Here is a 15,211-nt window from a genome sequence, read left to right as displayed (position 1 = left end):
AAAAAAAGCCCTAAGGGGCTTTTTTTGTGCTCATCTGAACTGCCAGAAGCTTAGTTCTGGCCGTTGGTGTTTTCCGGCTCGGTACTAACCTCTGTCGCGCTGGGACGTTCGGCGACGGTAATTTCCAGTTGCAGTACTTCGCCGTTGCGCCACACTTTGACCGGCAGTACTGTTCCCGGGGGCATCCGGGCGACGCTATACATAGAGTTGTAGCTGTTGATAATCTTTTTGCCACCGATCTCCAATAGGATATCCCCGGGGAGTAAACCTGCCGTATGGGCCGGTCCATCCCGGAAAATACCTGCAATAATTAACCCTTTAGTGTCTTTTAGCCCGAACGATTCAGCCAGATCCGGGGTGATCTCCTGGGCTTCCACCCCAACCCAGCCGCGCACCACCCGACCATGTTCTATGAGGTCCTGCATCACCTGCTTTGCCTGATCCGAGGGGATGGCAAAACCGATTCCCTGAGACCCCCCAGAGCGGCTGAATATAGCCGTATTGATGCCGATAAGGTTGCCTGCGGCATTGATCAGGGCACCACCGGAGTTACCGGGGTTAATTGCTGCATCGGTCTGGATAAAGTCTTCATAGGTGTTAAGACCCAGTTGATTGCGGCCGGTGGCGCTGATAATGCCCATGGTGACAGTCTGGCCAACGCCGAACGGATTACCGATAGCCAGCGCAACATCTCCCACACGCAGGTTAGCCGATGAGCTGATAGTGATGCTGGGCAGGTCCGGGAGATCGATTTTAAGCACCGCAAGGTCGGTATCCGGGTCGTTACCCACCACCTTGGCCGTGGCTTCCCGGCCATCTTTGAGTGCCACGACAATGCTGTCTGCGCCGGAAATAACATGGTTATTGGTGGCTATATAGCCTTCCGGGCTTAGGATTACGCCAGACCCAAGACTGGATTGAATCCGTTCTTTGTTGCTGTTCTTGTTGTAGTGCTTTTGAATATTCGGATCGTTATACAGAGGAGGGTTGTTATTGGGAACCACTGTACGGGTATAGATGTTGACCACGCTTGAAGCGGCATGTTCAACCGCATCGGCATAGGAAAAGGGGCCCTGTGCCTTGCCGGGGAGGTTATCCGCTTCATGGATCTGCACGGTATTTGCCTGTGGCGTAAACATATCCGGCAGGTAGATAAGCAGTGCTACCGCGGCAATAATCCCGGACAGAATAGGCCAGATAAGAAAAGCCAAGCGTTGAATCAATTAAAGGCGCCTTATAAACAGTGGTAAAGTTGATCAGCTGTTTTAGAATTATACGGATAATAAACTGCTTTTGGGAATATAAAGAAAAGATTATGGCTGTATCGCTGAAACAACTGGTTCTTTACTGCAACACACTGTTAACCCCTGAGAAATACAGAGACTATTGCCCTAATGGTTTGCAGGTTGAGGGCTGTGGGCAGGTACGACGTATCGTCTCCGGCGTAACCGCCAGTCAGGCCCTGCTTGATCGGGCGGTGGTACTGGGCGCTGATCTTATTCTGGTTCATCATGGTTATTTCTGGAAGGGTGAGGCAGAGGTGATCACCGGTATGAAAAAGCGCCGGCTGCAAACACTATTAAGTCATGATATCAGCCTGCTGGCATACCACCTGCCACTGGATGGGCATCCGCAACTGGGTAATAATGCCTGTCTGGCCGATAAGCTGGGATTACAGATTACCGGAGGGCTTGATCCTGACAACCCTTTAAGTATCGGTCTGACTGGCCGCCTGCCGAGCCCGCTTTCAGTGGACGATTTTAACCGTCAGATAGCACAGGCGATGGGACGGGAGGTGTTGCATATAGAGGGAGGGCCGGAGCAGATTGAAACCGTTGGCTGGTGCACCGGAGCTGCACAGGGGTATATCGAAAAGGCCGCGGACCTGGGACTGGATGCTTTTATCTCCGGCGAGATATCGGAACCCACGGTTCACAGTGCCAGAGAACTGGGTATTCACTATTTTGCAGCAGGTCACCACGCCACTGAGCGCTACGGTGTTCAGGCGTTGGCAGAAGCGTTGGCGCAGCAGTTTGATCTGGAACATCACTTCGTGGATATTGATAATCCGGTCTGATTGTCAGTACACCCGGGTAAGTGATGAAAAAGGTAATAAAAAACCGGCATCAGCCGGTTTTCTAAATCAGTTACTCTGTTGACTGTTCAACTGAGGGGGTTCAGGCAGAGCGTTTTTCATCGCTGTCGCGCAAGCTGTTACCGGGAACATGATCTTTCACAAGGGGGGGGATCTCTATATCCTCATCGGTTTCTGATTTTTTCTTCAGTCCGTATTTCTCAGACAGAGTCCCCTCTTCGTCGGGGCTTTTAATCGCGTAGTCGCGGGGTGGTTCAACCACTTCCGGCTCATCTTCGGGCGTATCAACCTGATCTGTTACCGTTGGAATCTGCTCTTTCTCTGCTGCTTCCTCTTCCTCGGGTTCCTCTTTTACCTGTTCGGAAATCTTCGGTTGAGGCTGACTGCTTAGCTGAGCCGGTGAGTGCTCACCCATACAGAGTGTTTCTGACCCCTGAGCCAGGTGCTGGTGAACCTGCTTGTAACTTTCAGTGAGATTGTTAACCAGTTCAGCCGTTTTCTCGAAGTGGCCGTTGACCTTCTCTTTGTATTCACTCAGGTCACGCTGGGCTTCATTGAGCTGATCGACCAGTTTTTGCTGGCTGGACGTGTCGCCGGAACGCCCCATCAGGTAGCCAATTAACGTCCCTGCAAGAAGGGTCACAATACCAATAATCCAGACGCTGCTCTCTTCCACGCTAACTCCTTAAATACTCTGATTCACAGCTGAAGAATAACGCAAATAACAGGCAAATCCTATGTTAATTTGGATCGGTGCGGTTCGGGTCATAGGGGCAGGTCTAAGCGCTGCTCCCCAGCTTATTTCGTTTTGCCTGATGCGTCATTTCAGTCAGGTAACTGACTTGCTCGGCGAGGACCTCGCAGGCAAGATCGCCGTTTTTTTGCTGCAGTGCGTTCAGAATACGGGTGTGCTGGTCAATAATGACAGAGCGTTCCATGTAGCGCGATGTCACCATATTACTGATCGGTTGCAGCGCCTCAATAACGCTGAACATGATAAAGCTCAGCAGGGCATTGTCCGCCGCTTCTGCAATCAGACGGTGAAAGCGGACATCGGAGGCACAAAACTGCTCTGGCGCAAGAGTAGTATCTTGTTGCTGCTCCAGTTCCCGTTGCAGCAGTTCAAGTTGCGCTTCACTGATATGTTTTGCCGCAAGCCTCAGACAGTTGCTCTCCAGCAGTAAACGGGTCTGGGCGATATCCTCCATAGAGAAAGCATCCATGCTGACTAACAGTGTTGTAGCACTGGTGAGGGCATCACTCAGATCCATGGCAGAGGGTCGGTTGATAAAGGTTCCGCCGGTCGGGCCACGGCGGGAACGGATCAGGTTCTGGGCCCCCAGTCGTTTGAGCGCCTCGCGGATGGTCGGGCGGGAAACCTGGTAACGTACCGCCAGCTCCCCCTCGGTGGGTAAGCGATCATCAGCCTTCAGTGAACCATCGATGATGGCCTGACGGATCTGATCAGCAATCTGCCTGGGCAGACTGTGCTGGGCAACGGGCTCTATTTCTAAACTCACGAATCTCTCCTACAGTAAGAGAACGATTATTTCACATAAACGACTAATTGTTAATTTGTAAGACAAATAAATATAGTGTAAATTGTCTTAATGTTAATTTGTAAGACAAATAGGCGCATGCCTTTTTTGACCTGATTTAAAAAGGATCGTGTGTCCGGAATGCTTCTCGCCATCTGCATCAAGCGATCTTCTGGCAGGCAGCAACCACCCGATAAACCATGACAAGGTAAAGTGAGGTAAATTATGTTTAATGCCCTGGTGTTGGAGCAGGAGGAGGGGAAAACCCTGTCAGCAGTCAAACAGCTTGATCTGAGTGATCTGCCCGATGAGGATGTGCTGGTTAAAGTAAGCTACTCCTCACTTAATTATAAAGATGGACTGGCGATCACGGGGAGCGGGAAAATCGTTCATAAGTTTCCCATGGTGCCGGGGATCGACCTTGCGGGTGTTGTCACTGAGTCCCGTAGTCCGCAATACCAGGCCGGTGATCAGGTCATTATGACCGGCTGGAGTGTTGGTGAACGCTACTGGGGCGGGTATAGCCAGTATGCACGGATGAAACCGGAATGGTTGGTAAAACTGCCTCAGGGAATGGATGCCGCCAAGGCGATGTCTATCGGCACAGCGGGTTTAACTGCGATGCTCTGCGTGATGGCGCTGGAGGAGGGGGGAATTACCCCGGATCGTGGGACCGTAGTGGTTACTGGCGCGGCAGGTGGTGTCGGGAGTGTTGCGGTGGCGATTCTCAGTCAGTTGGGGTATACCGTCGCGGCGGTGACTGGACGGGAATCCAGCCACGAGTATCTGCGTGGCCTGGGTGCCAGCGAATTTTTGACCCGGGCTGAGATGGCTGAAGCGTCGCGGCCGCTGGAAAAGCAGCGCTGGGCAGGTGCAATCGACACTGTCGGGGATACTATTCTGGCCCGGGTGCTGGCTGAGACCGATTATCGGGGCACTGTTGCCGCCTGTGGTCTGGCGGGCGGTTATAAACTGCCAACGACGGTCATGCCGTTTATTCTGCGCAATGTGCGCTTACAGGGAGTTGATTCAGTCATGTGTCCGGTAGATATCCGCACCCAGGCATGGAACCGACTACTAACCGATCTGCCTGACAACGCTTTAGGCGATATCTCCAGTGTAATCGGACTGGCCGATCTGCCCCAGGCTGCGGCGGATATTGTGGCGGGTAAGATTCAGGGGCGTACGTTGGTTGATCCCAATAAGTGAGATGGCGCTGCGCAGCTTGCCAGACGTCACTGCGTAACTTGCTAGTGGTTAGATGGAAAGCTGAGCTTTCCTTGCCAGGAAAAGCAAAAAAGGAGACTTAAAATGTCTCCTTTTTTAGTTACTGAGCTTTTATTAAAGCGCTATGGCGGGGTGAGTTTTATCCCTTCTGCCTGAAACAGTGCTTCCAATTCCCGGTAGCCTTCCAACTCTGTTAGCAAACGGCTCTTTTCATGTTTAGCTATTTTTAGCCAGCTTTCGCCTTCAATGGCGCCAACCATCGCGTAGAGAAAGTTCAAACTGGGAGCGGTACTGCACTCATTTTTGAGCCGTATAAACGCTCGGATTGCGCCTATCTCTCGCAACGCTTCGGGAGTGTTGATGCCAACCTCTGTCAGCCAGGCTTCAGATTTTGGTCCTAATCCGGGCAGGTCTCTTAATCGGGTCATCCAAACTGTCCATCTAATCGGGGTTTCAACAGAATCGGTGTATAGGGGATCAGAAACAGCCCCCAGGCGATAATCCAGAGTCCACCGGAGAGATGGATCGCCAGGCTGTGCAGTTCCGGAATCATCGGCATAAAGACTCTGACTGAGCCCGCAGCAACCATCAGGATAAACGCAATAACGGTTATTTTAGCCAGTTTTAATGGCCGGGCCGTATGCCCCAGCGATACCCGGGCCATCATGCCGAGGGTCATCGATCCGATCGCCCCGGCGGCGAACGCATGGGTGGTGATATATGGCGATAACTGAGTTATTCCGCTGACCGCTTCAAGGGCAAAACCCAGGGGTATAAACAGATAGGCGACATGCAGAATCCAGATGAGCGGGTTGCGTATCATGCGTGGTTTGAACCAGCCTGTCAGGCGTATCAGGTTCAGCACTGCGTTGAGTGCTGCAAGCAGAAGGGCAACAGAGTTGAACTGGAGCAGGTCGGCGATGAGCCAGCCAAATGCCATCGGGATTACTGATTTCTCAATCCAGCTGAAGCGCTTTGCTTCAAATGCCAGTGCCCGTTCAGTAAAGAAAGGGATAACCCGGCCACCCATGACGACCATGACGACTACGATCAGTCCCAGTTCCAGATCCATTCCCTGAGCCAGAGTTGATTCAGTAATGCCCAGAAGTTGCAGGTGAATCAACAGATTAGCAAAGCTCATGGCGATTAGAATAACCGTGAAAATCAGGTTTTTGTAATTGCCGGAGCGGATGATCGGCAGCCCGATAGACAGGGCGACCAGCGGCAGAAACAACAGGTCAGTCACCGCGATTAATGGCGCAGGTAGCGGCACAATAAACTCGGAGATCAGTGGTAGCAGCCGGGCCGCCAGCCAGAACAGGAAGAGTCCTGCCAGTTTTGCACCGAAGGGGGTCTGGATCGAGGTCCAGTTGCGCACCGCCGTCAGCAGAAATCCGGCAATCACTGCCGCGGCATAGCCAAATAGCATCTCGTGACCATGCCATATCTGACTGATCTGGTAATAGCGGTAGGTCGCCTGACCTGATCCCAGCAACATCAGCCATTGAAGCATTAGTAGCAGGCCAGAGAGCGCCGCGAATAAAAAGAAGGGCCTGAAGCCCAGGTTAAACAGAGCAAAGCGTTTGTCCTGATGGGGTTCCTGAATCTGCATAAAAATTTACTCACCCTGGTTCACTGTTCAAAGAACATAAAAAATAATGGCATCTGCTGCTTCAATGGCTGCAAGAGCATTTTTTCTCTGCCGGGTAGAGTAGAATCGGACCTTCTTAATGAAACTCTGTCCCGGCGAGTGTGTATGCGGTTCAAATTATCCAGCTTTATCCTCTTAGTATGCAGCCAGCTTTTATCTGTTGCGACATCTGAAGCAGGTATCAGTGTGACAGATAACCGGGGGCGGGTGATTGATATTGCTCAACCGGCCCGGCGGGTTATCGCGCTGTCGCCGCATATTACCGAAAACCTGTTTGCTATTGGTGCTGGGGATTATATTTCTGGTGTGGTCAGTCACAGCGATTATCCTGCTGAAGCGTTGAATATACCGGTGATCGGCGATTCTCAGAGCTTTAATCTTGAAGCGATTATCGCCCTCAAGCCTGATCTGGTGGTCGCCTGGGCGGGAGGTAATCCGCATCTTCCGCTGCAACGCCTGGAGCAGATGGGTATTCCTGTTTACTACTCAGATCCTAAAGTGTTCAGTGACATTCCCTATAACCTGCGGGCATTGGGGCAGCTATTACAGCTGCCTGAAGCCGAACATCAGGCGACGCTGTTTGAGGAACGTTTGCAAACGCTACAGCAACAATACTCTGGCAGAACCCGGCTACGGGTTTTTTATCAGCTCTGGAATCAGCCGCTGATGACTGTTAACCAGGGACAGATGGTGAGTCAGGTCATTCGCTTGTGTGGTGGGGAAAATCTGTTTGCCGGACATCGGGAGGCGATTCCCCGTCTGGGGGTAGAGTCGGTGCTGCTGACGGATCCGCAGGTGATTCTGACGGGGAGAAATCTCCCGGATGGCTGGGAGCAGCAATGGCAGGCATGGCCCACTTTGTCGGCTACCCGGGATGGCCAGTTTTATCGCCTCAATGAGGATCTGCTATACCGGCCAACCATGCGCTTGCTGGACGGTGCACAGCAGATGTGCGAAGTGCTGCAGCAGGCGCGGATGGTCGTCGAGTCGCAGTAGCTATGCAGTCTCAGGTACTCTGTCTGAGTATTACTCTGTCAGACCCTTGAAAAACGATTTGGTGTCCTGTGCGGCTTTTTTGGTCGCATCCCACGCTGTTTCGGCACCTGCTTTGGTGCTGCAGGCTGCCCGCGCAGCGACGCATTTGGATTTACAGCCGGTCACGGCAGCGTCATCGGTCATATGTTTAACTTCGCACTTCGTTTCGCACCAGGTCTGCTCATCAGCGCAGTCTGCCTGAGCCAGTGGTGCTAAAAACGAGGCTAAAAGGGCAATTGTCAGTGGAGCGATAAAACGCAACATATCGGTTTCTCTCTTTTACTGTTTATATTGGCTAATCATAACCACATCATAAAATGCGGCCCCTGCGGACTTATGTTACCCGCCCTGTTGCTCAGGTTTATGAGCAGGTTTGCGCGGCTGCCATAATACTTCTTCACCGCCGTTCTGTCGTGCCAGTACCCGGGCAACGACAAACAGCAGATCCGAGAAGCGGTTCAGGTAGGTAGCGCTTAACGGGTTGACCATTTCCTGGTCGGCCAGTTCCACCATCCGTCGCTCAGCCCGGCGGCAAACGCTACGTGCCTGATGGCACAGTGCTGCGGCCCGGTTGCCGCCCGGAAGGATAAACTCCTTCAGGGGCGGCAGCTGGCTGTTGAGGGCGTCAATCTGTTGCTCCATCTGCGTTATCACTTCAGTGTCGATAACGGTGTAGCCCGGATCGGCCACAGCCAGTTCACCCCCCAGATCAAACAGATCGTTCTGGCACTGTAGCAACAGTATCCTTAACGGTTCCTGAGCGGCAAGCTCGGCGAGTAAAACGCCCAGCAGGCAGTTCAGTTCATCGGTATCCCCCAGGGCTTCGATGCGCGGGTGGTATTTATTTACCTTGCTGCCATTGGCCAGCGAGGTCGTGCCCTTGTCGCCGCTGCGGGTGTAGATTCTGGTCAGACGGTTGGCCATCAGAGTGTCCTTTAAATAAAAAAGGCCGAATAAAACTATTCAGCCTCCGGGTGACGTGCTTAAGCTGAATTAAAAACAGCTCAATTAAAAGCTATATCGGGCCGAAACGGTTAGCAAGCGATCCTGATTATTATACCCGGGATTGGTTTGATACGCCTTGTCGAACAGGTTTTCAATCCGGCCTCCAAGTGTCCATTCAGGGGTTGCCTGATAGGTTGTATAGAGGTTTAGCACGGCAAACGCGGGCAGTGAACTGCTGTTGTCGGCGTTGCTGTAGCGTTTTCCTTCCCAGATGATTTCACTACCTGCGGACCATTGGTCAGCGGCGTAGTGAATCTGCCATTTAACGGTTTCCTGTGGTCGGAAACGCAGTTTTTTTCCTGTCGCTGCATCTCTGGCATTCACGTACTGGTAGGCCAGAGTGTGGTTCCAGTGGCCATAGCTTATCTGGTAACTGGCATCTACACCTTTGATCTCTGCTTTGTCGGTATTTTCCACCGTGGTGAAACTATCATTTATGCTGATCAGGTTGCGGATATCGGTTTTGTAAACACTGATCTCCCAGAGGGCGACGCCGTTGCCTGAAATGCTGATCTCTGTGGTTTCAGATTCTTCCGGTTTCAGGTCTGGATTTCCCTGATAGCCAAAGCTCAGGGGATAATACAGGTCATCAAAGGTAGGGGCTTTAAATGCTGTACCGTGGCTTATGGCTACTTTCAGCGGATCAAACTGATAGGCATATCCCGCACTGTAGGTGGTATTCTCGCCAAACTGTTCATCATCGGTAAAGCGGCCACTTAACTCAGCCTGATAGTGATCGCCCTCCTGAAGCAGACCGACAAAGGCCGCTTTGGTGTCCCGGCTGCTCACTGTATAGCTCTGTGTGCTGTCGGCCAGATCATCATTCAGATAATCCAGCCCGGCGGAAATAGAGGTGTTGTTAATGTAGACCGTGTTAAGCCAGTTTACTTGCTGGCGTTCGGTGACATAGCGGGAGCCATTCCTGCGGCTGATGCCGTTACCGTAAGTCAGGTTGTCATCTTTGACATAGGCGGCGCTCAGGGCACTATCGAAACTATCACCCGAATACTGGATGTGGGCAGAGTAGAGTTCATTCTCAAAATCGGACTCGTTGCCTCCCCAGGTTGTGTCGAACTCGCTGTTACCCTGCCATTTGATGGCCTGGAGATTCAGGTCAACCCGCTCAGTCAACTGCTGGTCAATGGCAATATTCGCGGACAGATTGCGATAACCGTCTTTATCAAACTCTGCATCATCCTTAACATCGATACCGTCGTGATGATCGGCTGAGAGTGCAACCGAGATGCTGCCAGTGTCACTATAGGGCTGAGAATAGGTGCCAGATAGCTTGTGTGTACCCTGATCACCGAGAGTCAGGGCAACTGAGCCGGAGGCATTTTGCTTCCCCTTTTTCGTGAATATCTGGATCATTCCGCCAATGGCATCGGAGCCATAGAGGGCCGAACGGGGGCCTCTGACAAACTCAATTTTTTCAATCTGATCCACCGGAATCAGTTCCAGTCGGGTACCGGCCGCTGTCGGTGTCCCAATGCGGATACCATTAACCAGAATCAGGGTGTGATCGGATTCAGTTCCGCGGGTGTAGAGCGCAGCAGACTGACCGCGGGCACCGCTGCTGGTGAAATTAACACCGGGTAACAGGTTGATTGCTGCTTTAGCAGAATCCACCTGAGAGCGCTGGATATCGTCAGCGGTCACTACGGATACTGAGGCGATAGTTTCTGTAATCGGTTGTTCAATCAGGTTAGCCGATACAACAACAGTATCGAGGGTGTTTTGCTGTGCTGTTTCCTGCGCCACAGCCGTAGCAGAGATCAGCGACGTGCCCATCAGCACTGCCGGATAAAGGGGGGACATTTTCATTGTACTTCCTGTTTAGCGCACCCACCGTGCACTTAAAGAGTGAACTGACTACTGGCCGGTCTCCGGGCTGGTAACCTGATCAGCATCTTGCTGATCCGTCACTGACGCCTTCCCATTACAGTGGCATATGTCAGTTTCGCAGTTACTTACCGTTGCGGGGGCAGCGCTGGAATTGCTCTGTTAAGGAGCGCACCAGACTTCCCGATTAACCCTGGCTGTTGAGTCAGCGTCGGGCACCAGTAGAACGAGGCGCTACTCTATGTTGCGGTTGCGCCCGGGTCAAATGAAAATGTGTCAGGTGTTTATGAAGGCCGCTAATCTATTTCTCTAATCAATCTCAGGTATATGTTTTTTGCTGAACTGAGGTGTGCGATCCATGGCATCGGCAACGATATTGCTGTCCGGCGTCAGGTCAGCCTTTGCGTCTTTGTTTTCATAGGGCAGGGCGTTCAGAACGATTTTCATCACATTTAACCGGGCGCGTTTCTTGTCATCCGACATGATGGTTGTCCAGGGGGCAAACTCTGTATGGGTATAGTGGTACATCGCCTCTTTGGCTTTGGTGTACTCCTTCCACCGTTCTACTGATGCCAGGTCCATGGGGCTCAGTTTCCAGTGTTTCAGCGGGTCTTCACGGCGCTCATCGAAGCGTCGTTGTTGCTCCCGCTGGTTCACAGAAAACCAGAATTTGAACAGACGTACACCACTTTCGACCAGCATCTGTTCCAGCATCGGTGTGTGTTTCAGAAACAGCTTGTACTCCTCCTCTGAACAGAACTCCATCACCCGTTCCACACCCGCCCGGTTGTACCAGGAACGGTCAAACAGCACGATCTCACCGGCATTGGGGAGGTGCTGCAGATAGCGTTGAAAGTACCACTGTCCCTGTTCGGTGCTGGAGGGCTTGTTCAGGGCAACGATACGGGCTCCCCGGGGATTAAGGTGCTCGGTAAAGCGCTGAATGGCACCCCCTTTGCCTGCTGCGTCCCGTCCTTCGAAAATGATGACTACTTTCTGACCGGTCTCCTTGATCCAGTTTTGCATTTTCAGCAACTCGATCTGCAGCTTCTGTTTCTCTTTTATATATTTCTTTTTGGAGAGCTTTGTATCGTAAGGGTAGTCTTCTCCCAAACCTTGCGACAGACGGCGCTCTGATGGGCTCATCTCTGAATGTTTCTTAGCCATGTTAAGATCCTTGTTAACCGATAAATAGTTTAAAGTGTCTCACCGCACAGAGAGAAGCGCTGTTATTCCTCACTCAGCCCCCGGACGGCCTCGAGCACTAAGCGGTTAGCGGGTGTGGCGATACCGGCCTGATCGGCAACCTCGCAGAGATAACCGGTGATGGTTTCTATCTCTGTGGGACGGTTGTGGCTGATATCCTGTTGCATCGAGGAGTGGTTGTTTCCGGTTAGTTCTGCCACGTCCCAGGCTTCCTCCATCAGTTTGCGGTCAAACAGGGAGATCCCCAGCGCACTGGTGACCTCATCGACCTCTTTGCAGATCTGCGCCATTGCGGCCCGACGGTCATCATATTTCAGCAACTCGCCATTGCGGCAGTTAAACAACGCGGTAAGTGGATTGATCGCACAGTTAATCGCCAGCTTACGCCACAGTACCGTTTCAATGTCGGTTGCATGGCGCAGCTGATGATCAACCCCTTGCAGCTCCTGAAACAGACAGTCATTGTCACCATCAGACAGCCGTCCGATATGGGTTTCGCCAATGCCCGCCCTGATCAGACTGAAGGGCTGATCAAAGTAAGCGCCATCAGTTGTGCTGCCAGCCCAGATCTCCACTTCAGGGTTTTCATCTCTCAGCTGTTGCTGCGGCCCCATCCCGTTGTGCAACAGTAAAACCTTTGTGCCGGCCGAAATGCGCTGTTTGACTGAGGCGAATGCGTCGGCTGCCGCAAACGACTTCGTGGTGATCAGCAGGTAATCGATAGGATCATCACAGTCAGCCAGTTGTGCCTGGGTATCAAACCACTGGATTGTGTCATCATGGGTGATCGAAAACCGGCCCGTTTCATTGTACTGAGAGAGCTTGTCCTGTGTACGTAAAATCAGTGTGACCTGATGGCCAGCCGTGCGTAATTTTGCTGCCCAGAGCAGGCCTATCGCGCCAGCGCCCAGAATATGCCAGTGCATATGTTCAGAGTCCTATGCCGAAATGGGGTATGTGTATCACCATCATAACGGTATGATAGGCAGGATAAAACATATTAGGCCGCAGGCAAGCGGCAGACCTGCTTTAAGGAGTATTTTCGATGCCATCTTTTGATATCGTTTCTGAACTGGATATGCATGAAGTGAGTAATGCGGTAGACCAGGCTAACCGGGAACTGGGGACCCGCTATGACTTTAATAAAGTTGATGCGAAATTTGAGCTTGCAGGTGATGTGATCACTCTGCAGGCGGAGGTCGACTTTCAGTTACAACAGATGATGGATATTCTGCGTACCAAACTGGTGGGGCGCAAAGTGGATATTAAAAGCCTGGATGTAGGTGAGCCGCATACCGCCAATATGCGCGCCCGTCAGCTGGTAACCCTGAAACAGGGGCTGGATCAGCCGTTCAGCAAAAAGATTGTCAAAATGATTAAAGACAAAAAGCTTAAGGTTCAGGCTCAGGTACAGGGTGATCAGGTGCGGGTGACGGGTAAAAAGCGTGACGATCTGCAGGAAGTGATGGCGATGCTGCGCAGTGAAGATCTGGAACTGCCGCTGCAATACACTAATTTCAGAGACTGATTTTCCATTAATACGGCAGCATTCAGCTGCCGTTACTTTATGTAAGTTACTCTGATCTCACCCCAGGATTAGCACTAAGGATATTAAGTGGACGCGGTAAAAGCACCGACTCGTAAACACTGGTCAGAAGCGGTATTAAACCAGCGGACACTGATCTGTATCTTTACCGGATTCTCATCCGGTATGCCGTTGTATGTATTGTTTCAGCTGCTGCCTGCCTATCTTCGTGAAGAGGGGGTGGGTCTGAAAGAGATCGGTTTGTTTGCGCTGGTCACTTTCCCCTATACATGGAAGTTTATGTGGGCACCGCTGATGGACCGTTATGTGCCGCCTTTTTTGGGACGCAGACGTGGCTGGATGCTGATGATGCAGCTGGCTCTGCTGGGGTCTATTGCCAGTTTAGGACTGTTTGATCCGGCTATGTCGATCATGACTATCGCCTATCTGGCCACGGCGGTCGCCCTGTTCAGCGCCAGTCAGGATATTGTGCTGGATGCTTATCGTAGGGAACTGCTCCCTGAAGAGGAGCTGGGCTGGGGCAACTCGGTGCATGTGCAGGCGTACCGCATCTCCGGACTCGTGCCGGGTGCGCTGGGGCTGGTGCTGGCTGATATCCTGCCCTGGAGCAGCGTGTTCGTTATCATTGCCGGGTTTATGTTATTGGGGGTGATCATGACGCTGGTGGTTAAGGAACCGGTGATGGCGCCCCGGACCCCACAAACCCTCAAAGAAGCGGTGATCGAACCGTTCCATGAATTTATCACCCGTCTGGGCTGGACCGGGGCGTTGCAGATTCTCAGCTTTATGTTCCTCTATAAACTGGGTGACAACATGGCCACCGCATTGTCGACGCCCTTCTATATCGATATGGGCTTCAGTCTGACAGAGATCGGAGTTATCGCGAAAGCTTCGGCACTCTGGGCCTCTGTTGTGGGTGGGATTCTCGGTGGATTATGGATGATAAAACTGGGGATCAACCGGGCGCTGTGGTTGTTTGGCGTAGTGCAGGTGGTGACCATTCTGGGGTTCGCGTTATTAGCTCAGTCAGGGCCTGATAAACTGATACTGGCGGTGGTGATCAGTCTGGAATATCTGGGGGTTGGGCTCGGTACTGCCGCGTTTACCGCCTTTATTGCCCGTTCCACCAGTATTGCGTTTGCTGCAACTCAGTTTGCTCTGTTTACTGCATTGGCGGCGTTGCCACGGACGTTCGTTAATGCGTTTACAGGCTATGTCGTGGATGCCGTGGGCTGGCACCTGTTTTTCTATATCTGTGCCCTGTTGGCGATTCCCGGGATGTTGCTGTTGTTGAAAGTGGCTCCCTGGAACGGTGATCAGGTGGTAGCAGAGCCTCAGAGCGATAACTAAGCCGGAACAGGCTTGTAGGTGAGTCGGTAAACTTTGCTTTCAGTATGAAAACCTGCTGTTTGCGGGTGCGTTTCAGGGACGCAGGCGCTTTCTGTGTGCATCAGCGATATATCAAACTGTCCGGCATACAACGCAGTAATTTCACTATCTATCATATCCGGGCTTTGCTGACTGTGATTGTCGATATCCTCGACCGTCAGCAGAAAAATCTGGCAGTTTATACCGATCAACTGGCACAACTGGCCGATATACTGCTGGCGGATAGCCCCGGAAAGGGCAGTCAGAGCGGCGCGATCAAAAACGATATCTACTTTTCCCAGTTGATGTTTTTGTAAAGAGAAGAAATCGCCACACCAGATCGTAATCAGTCCAGACTGCCAACAGGTAAAGTTACCGACACGGGACTTTTTAACCTTAAGATTGTTTTCGCTGAAAAATGCTTTTACCGCCAGTGGACTTAATTCAACACCGATCACCCGGTGTCCCCGGGCTGCCAGCCAGAGCATATCCTGACTCTTGCCGCACAGAGGCACCAATACCCTGGCGTTTTTGGCGACGGTCTGGTTATTCCAGAAGCGCGGCAGCAGCGGACTCACCTGCTGTTGATGAAAGTCGGTCCGCTGATCTTTCCACAACTGTAGCCATAAAACATTATCCTGGCGCTTATCGGTGCCGGTAGATTCCTGTGGGGCCTGCTGATCTGTCATGAAATACTC

The 15,211-nt window shown here is 52.0% G+C and carries 16 protein-coding genes and 1 riboswitch; of the genes, 5 read left to right on the top strand and 11 right to left on the bottom strand.

Annotated elements, in window-relative coordinates:
• Nucleotides 1-50 precede the first annotated feature (50 nt).
• Nucleotides 51-1,220, bottom strand: a complete 1,170-nt coding sequence (locus BMY09_RS10570) for a S1C family serine protease (RefSeq protein WP_217647427.1) — start codon at nt 1,218-1,220, stop codon at nt 51-53.
• 95 nt (nt 1,221-1,315) lie between these two features.
• On the opposite strand from BMY09_RS10570, the gene BMY09_RS10565 reads away from it, so the two are divergent.
• Nucleotides 1,316-2,077 carry a Nif3-like dinuclear metal center hexameric protein gene (locus BMY09_RS10565; RefSeq protein ID WP_091357645.1) on the top strand — a complete coding sequence of 254 codons (762 nt, stop codon included), beginning with the start codon at nt 1,316-1,318 and terminating at the stop codon, nt 2,075-2,077.
• A gap of 100 nt (nt 2,078-2,177) precedes the next feature.
• Here the strand turns inward: BMY09_RS10565 and BMY09_RS10560 are convergent, their stop codons facing one another.
• Nucleotides 2,178-2,771 (bottom strand): Z-ring associated ZapG family protein, encoded by a 594-nt coding sequence (locus tag BMY09_RS10560; protein WP_091357642.1) that lies wholly within the window; start codon nt 2,769-2,771, stop codon nt 2,178-2,180.
• Between the two features lie 103 nt (nt 2,772-2,874).
• Entirely contained in the window at nt 2,875-3,615 is a 741-nt protein-coding gene (locus tag BMY09_RS10555; protein WP_091357641.1) for a FadR/GntR family transcriptional regulator, read from the bottom strand.
• A gap of 243 nt (nt 3,616-3,858) precedes the next feature.
• Here BMY09_RS10555 and acuI point away from each other — a divergent pair, with 243 nt between their 5' ends.
• Nucleotides 3,859-4,842, top strand: coding sequence for an acrylyl-CoA reductase (NADPH) (gene acuI / locus BMY09_RS10550; RefSeq protein WP_091357638.1), 984 nt, complete (start codon nt 3,859-3,861; stop codon nt 4,840-4,842).
• Between the two features lie 140 nt (nt 4,843-4,982).
• Here acuI and BMY09_RS10545 read toward each other — a convergent pair whose 3' ends face one another.
• The gene (locus BMY09_RS10545) at nt 4,983-5,288 is read right to left on the bottom strand and encodes a TfoX/Sxy family protein (RefSeq protein WP_091357637.1); all 306 of its coding nucleotides are present in this window, start codon (nt 5,286-5,288) and stop codon (nt 4,983-4,985) included.
• Nucleotides 5,285-6,472 (bottom strand): NnrS family protein, encoded by a 1,188-nt coding sequence (locus BMY09_RS10540; RefSeq protein WP_091357634.1) that lies wholly within the window; start codon nt 6,470-6,472, stop codon nt 5,285-5,287. The genes BMY09_RS10545 and BMY09_RS10540 overlap by 4 nt, the downstream gene beginning before the upstream one ends.
• Before the next feature lie 225 nt (nt 6,473-6,697).
• Here BMY09_RS10540 and BMY09_RS10535 point away from each other — a divergent pair, with 225 nt between their 5' ends.
• Entirely contained in the window at nt 6,698-7,507 is an 810-nt protein-coding gene (locus tag BMY09_RS10535) for a cobalamin-binding protein (RefSeq protein WP_175483508.1), read from the top strand.
• Between the two features lie 30 nt (nt 7,508-7,537).
• Here the strand turns inward: BMY09_RS10535 and BMY09_RS10530 are convergent, their stop codons facing one another.
• From BMY09_RS10530 to BMY09_RS10510, 5 genes are all read right to left on the bottom strand, one after another.
• Nucleotides 7,538-7,810 (bottom strand): hypothetical protein, encoded by a 273-nt coding sequence (locus tag BMY09_RS10530; RefSeq protein ID WP_091357630.1) that lies wholly within the window; start codon nt 7,808-7,810, stop codon nt 7,538-7,540.
• A gap of 75 nt (nt 7,811-7,885) precedes the next feature.
• On the bottom strand, nt 7,886-8,470 hold the full coding sequence (locus tag BMY09_RS10525; protein ID WP_091357628.1) for a cob(I)yrinic acid a,c-diamide adenosyltransferase: 585 nt from the start codon (nt 8,468-8,470) through the stop codon (nt 7,886-7,888).
• A gap of 84 nt (nt 8,471-8,554) precedes the next feature.
• Nucleotides 8,555-10,375, bottom strand: a complete 1,821-nt coding sequence (locus tag BMY09_RS10520; protein ID WP_091357625.1) for a TonB-dependent receptor domain-containing protein — start codon at nt 10,373-10,375, stop codon at nt 8,555-8,557.
• 36 nt (nt 10,376-10,411) lie between these two features.
• Nucleotides 10,412-10,631, bottom strand: a riboswitch (cobalamin riboswitch).
• Nucleotides 10,632-10,702: 71 nt separating this feature from the next.
• The gene (gene ppk2, locus BMY09_RS10515) at nt 10,703-11,560 is read right to left on the bottom strand and encodes a polyphosphate kinase 2 (protein ID WP_091357621.1); all 858 of its coding nucleotides are present in this window, start codon (nt 11,558-11,560) and stop codon (nt 10,703-10,705) included.
• A 62-nt stretch (nt 11,561-11,622) separates the two neighbouring features.
• Entirely contained in the window at nt 11,623-12,525 is a 903-nt protein-coding gene (locus tag BMY09_RS10510) for a ketopantoate reductase family protein (protein ID WP_091357618.1), read from the bottom strand.
• 119 nt (nt 12,526-12,644) lie between these two features.
• Between BMY09_RS10510 and BMY09_RS10505 the strand changes: the two genes are divergently transcribed.
• Both BMY09_RS10505 and BMY09_RS10500 read left to right on the top strand, forming a co-directional pair.
• Nucleotides 12,645-13,127, top strand: a complete 483-nt coding sequence (locus BMY09_RS10505) for a YajQ family cyclic di-GMP-binding protein (protein ID WP_091357615.1) — start codon at nt 12,645-12,647, stop codon at nt 13,125-13,127.
• 87 nt (nt 13,128-13,214) lie between these two features.
• A complete protein-coding gene (locus BMY09_RS10500) occupies nt 13,215-14,495 on the top strand; it encodes an AmpG family muropeptide MFS transporter (protein ID WP_245756555.1) in 1,281 nt (426 codons plus the stop codon).
• Here BMY09_RS10500 and BMY09_RS10495 read toward each other — a convergent pair.
• Nucleotides 14,492-15,202 carry a thiopurine S-methyltransferase gene (locus BMY09_RS10495; protein ID WP_091357612.1) on the bottom strand — a complete coding sequence of 237 codons (711 nt, stop codon included), beginning with the start codon at nt 15,200-15,202 and terminating at the stop codon, nt 14,492-14,494. The genes BMY09_RS10500 and BMY09_RS10495 overlap by 4 nt on opposite strands.
• Between the last annotated feature and the right edge of the window lie 9 nt (nt 15,203-15,211).

The organism is Amphritea atlantica (assembly GCF_900111095.1).
GTDB lineage: Bacteria > Pseudomonadota > Gammaproteobacteria > Pseudomonadales > Balneatricaceae > Amphritea > Amphritea atlantica.
Note: the sequence above shows the minus strand (reverse complement) of the source record. Positions and strands in the feature narration are given on the sequence as shown.

Bases quoted from the DNA above. Each gene is read 5' to 3' on its own strand.
- acuI (WP_091357638.1), top strand. From the start codon at position 3,859: ATGTTTAATGCCCTGGTGTTGGAGCAGGAGGAGGGGAAAACCCTGTCA.
- BMY09_RS10540 (WP_091357634.1), bottom strand. From the start codon at position 6,472: ATGCAGATTCAGGAACCCCATCAGGACAAACGCTTTGCTCTGTTTAAC.
- BMY09_RS10525 (WP_091357628.1), bottom strand. From the start codon at position 8,470: ATGGCCAACCGTCTGACCAGAATCTACACCCGCAGCGGCGACAAGGGC.
- BMY09_RS10520 (WP_091357625.1), bottom strand. From the start codon at position 10,375: ATGAAAATGTCCCCCCTTTATCCGGCAGTGCTGATGGGCACGTCGCTG.
- BMY09_RS10545 (WP_091357637.1), bottom strand. From the start codon at position 5,288: ATGACCCGATTAAGAGACCTGCCCGGATTAGGACCAAAATCTGAAGCC.
- BMY09_RS10505 (WP_091357615.1), top strand. From the start codon at position 12,645: ATGCCATCTTTTGATATCGTTTCTGAACTGGATATGCATGAAGTGAGT.
- BMY09_RS10565 (WP_091357645.1), top strand. From the start codon at position 1,316: ATGGCTGTATCGCTGAAACAACTGGTTCTTTACTGCAACACACTGTTA.
- BMY09_RS10510 (WP_091357618.1), bottom strand. From the start codon at position 12,525: ATGCACTGGCATATTCTGGGCGCTGGCGCGATAGGCCTGCTCTGGGCA.
- BMY09_RS10495 (WP_091357612.1), bottom strand. From the start codon at position 15,202: ATGACAGATCAGCAGGCCCCACAGGAATCTACCGGCACCGATAAGCGC.
- BMY09_RS10530 (WP_091357630.1), bottom strand. From the start codon at position 7,810: ATGTTGCGTTTTATCGCTCCACTGACAATTGCCCTTTTAGCCTCGTTT.
- ppk2 (WP_091357621.1), bottom strand. From the start codon at position 11,560: ATGGCTAAGAAACATTCAGAGATGAGCCCATCAGAGCGCCGTCTGTCG.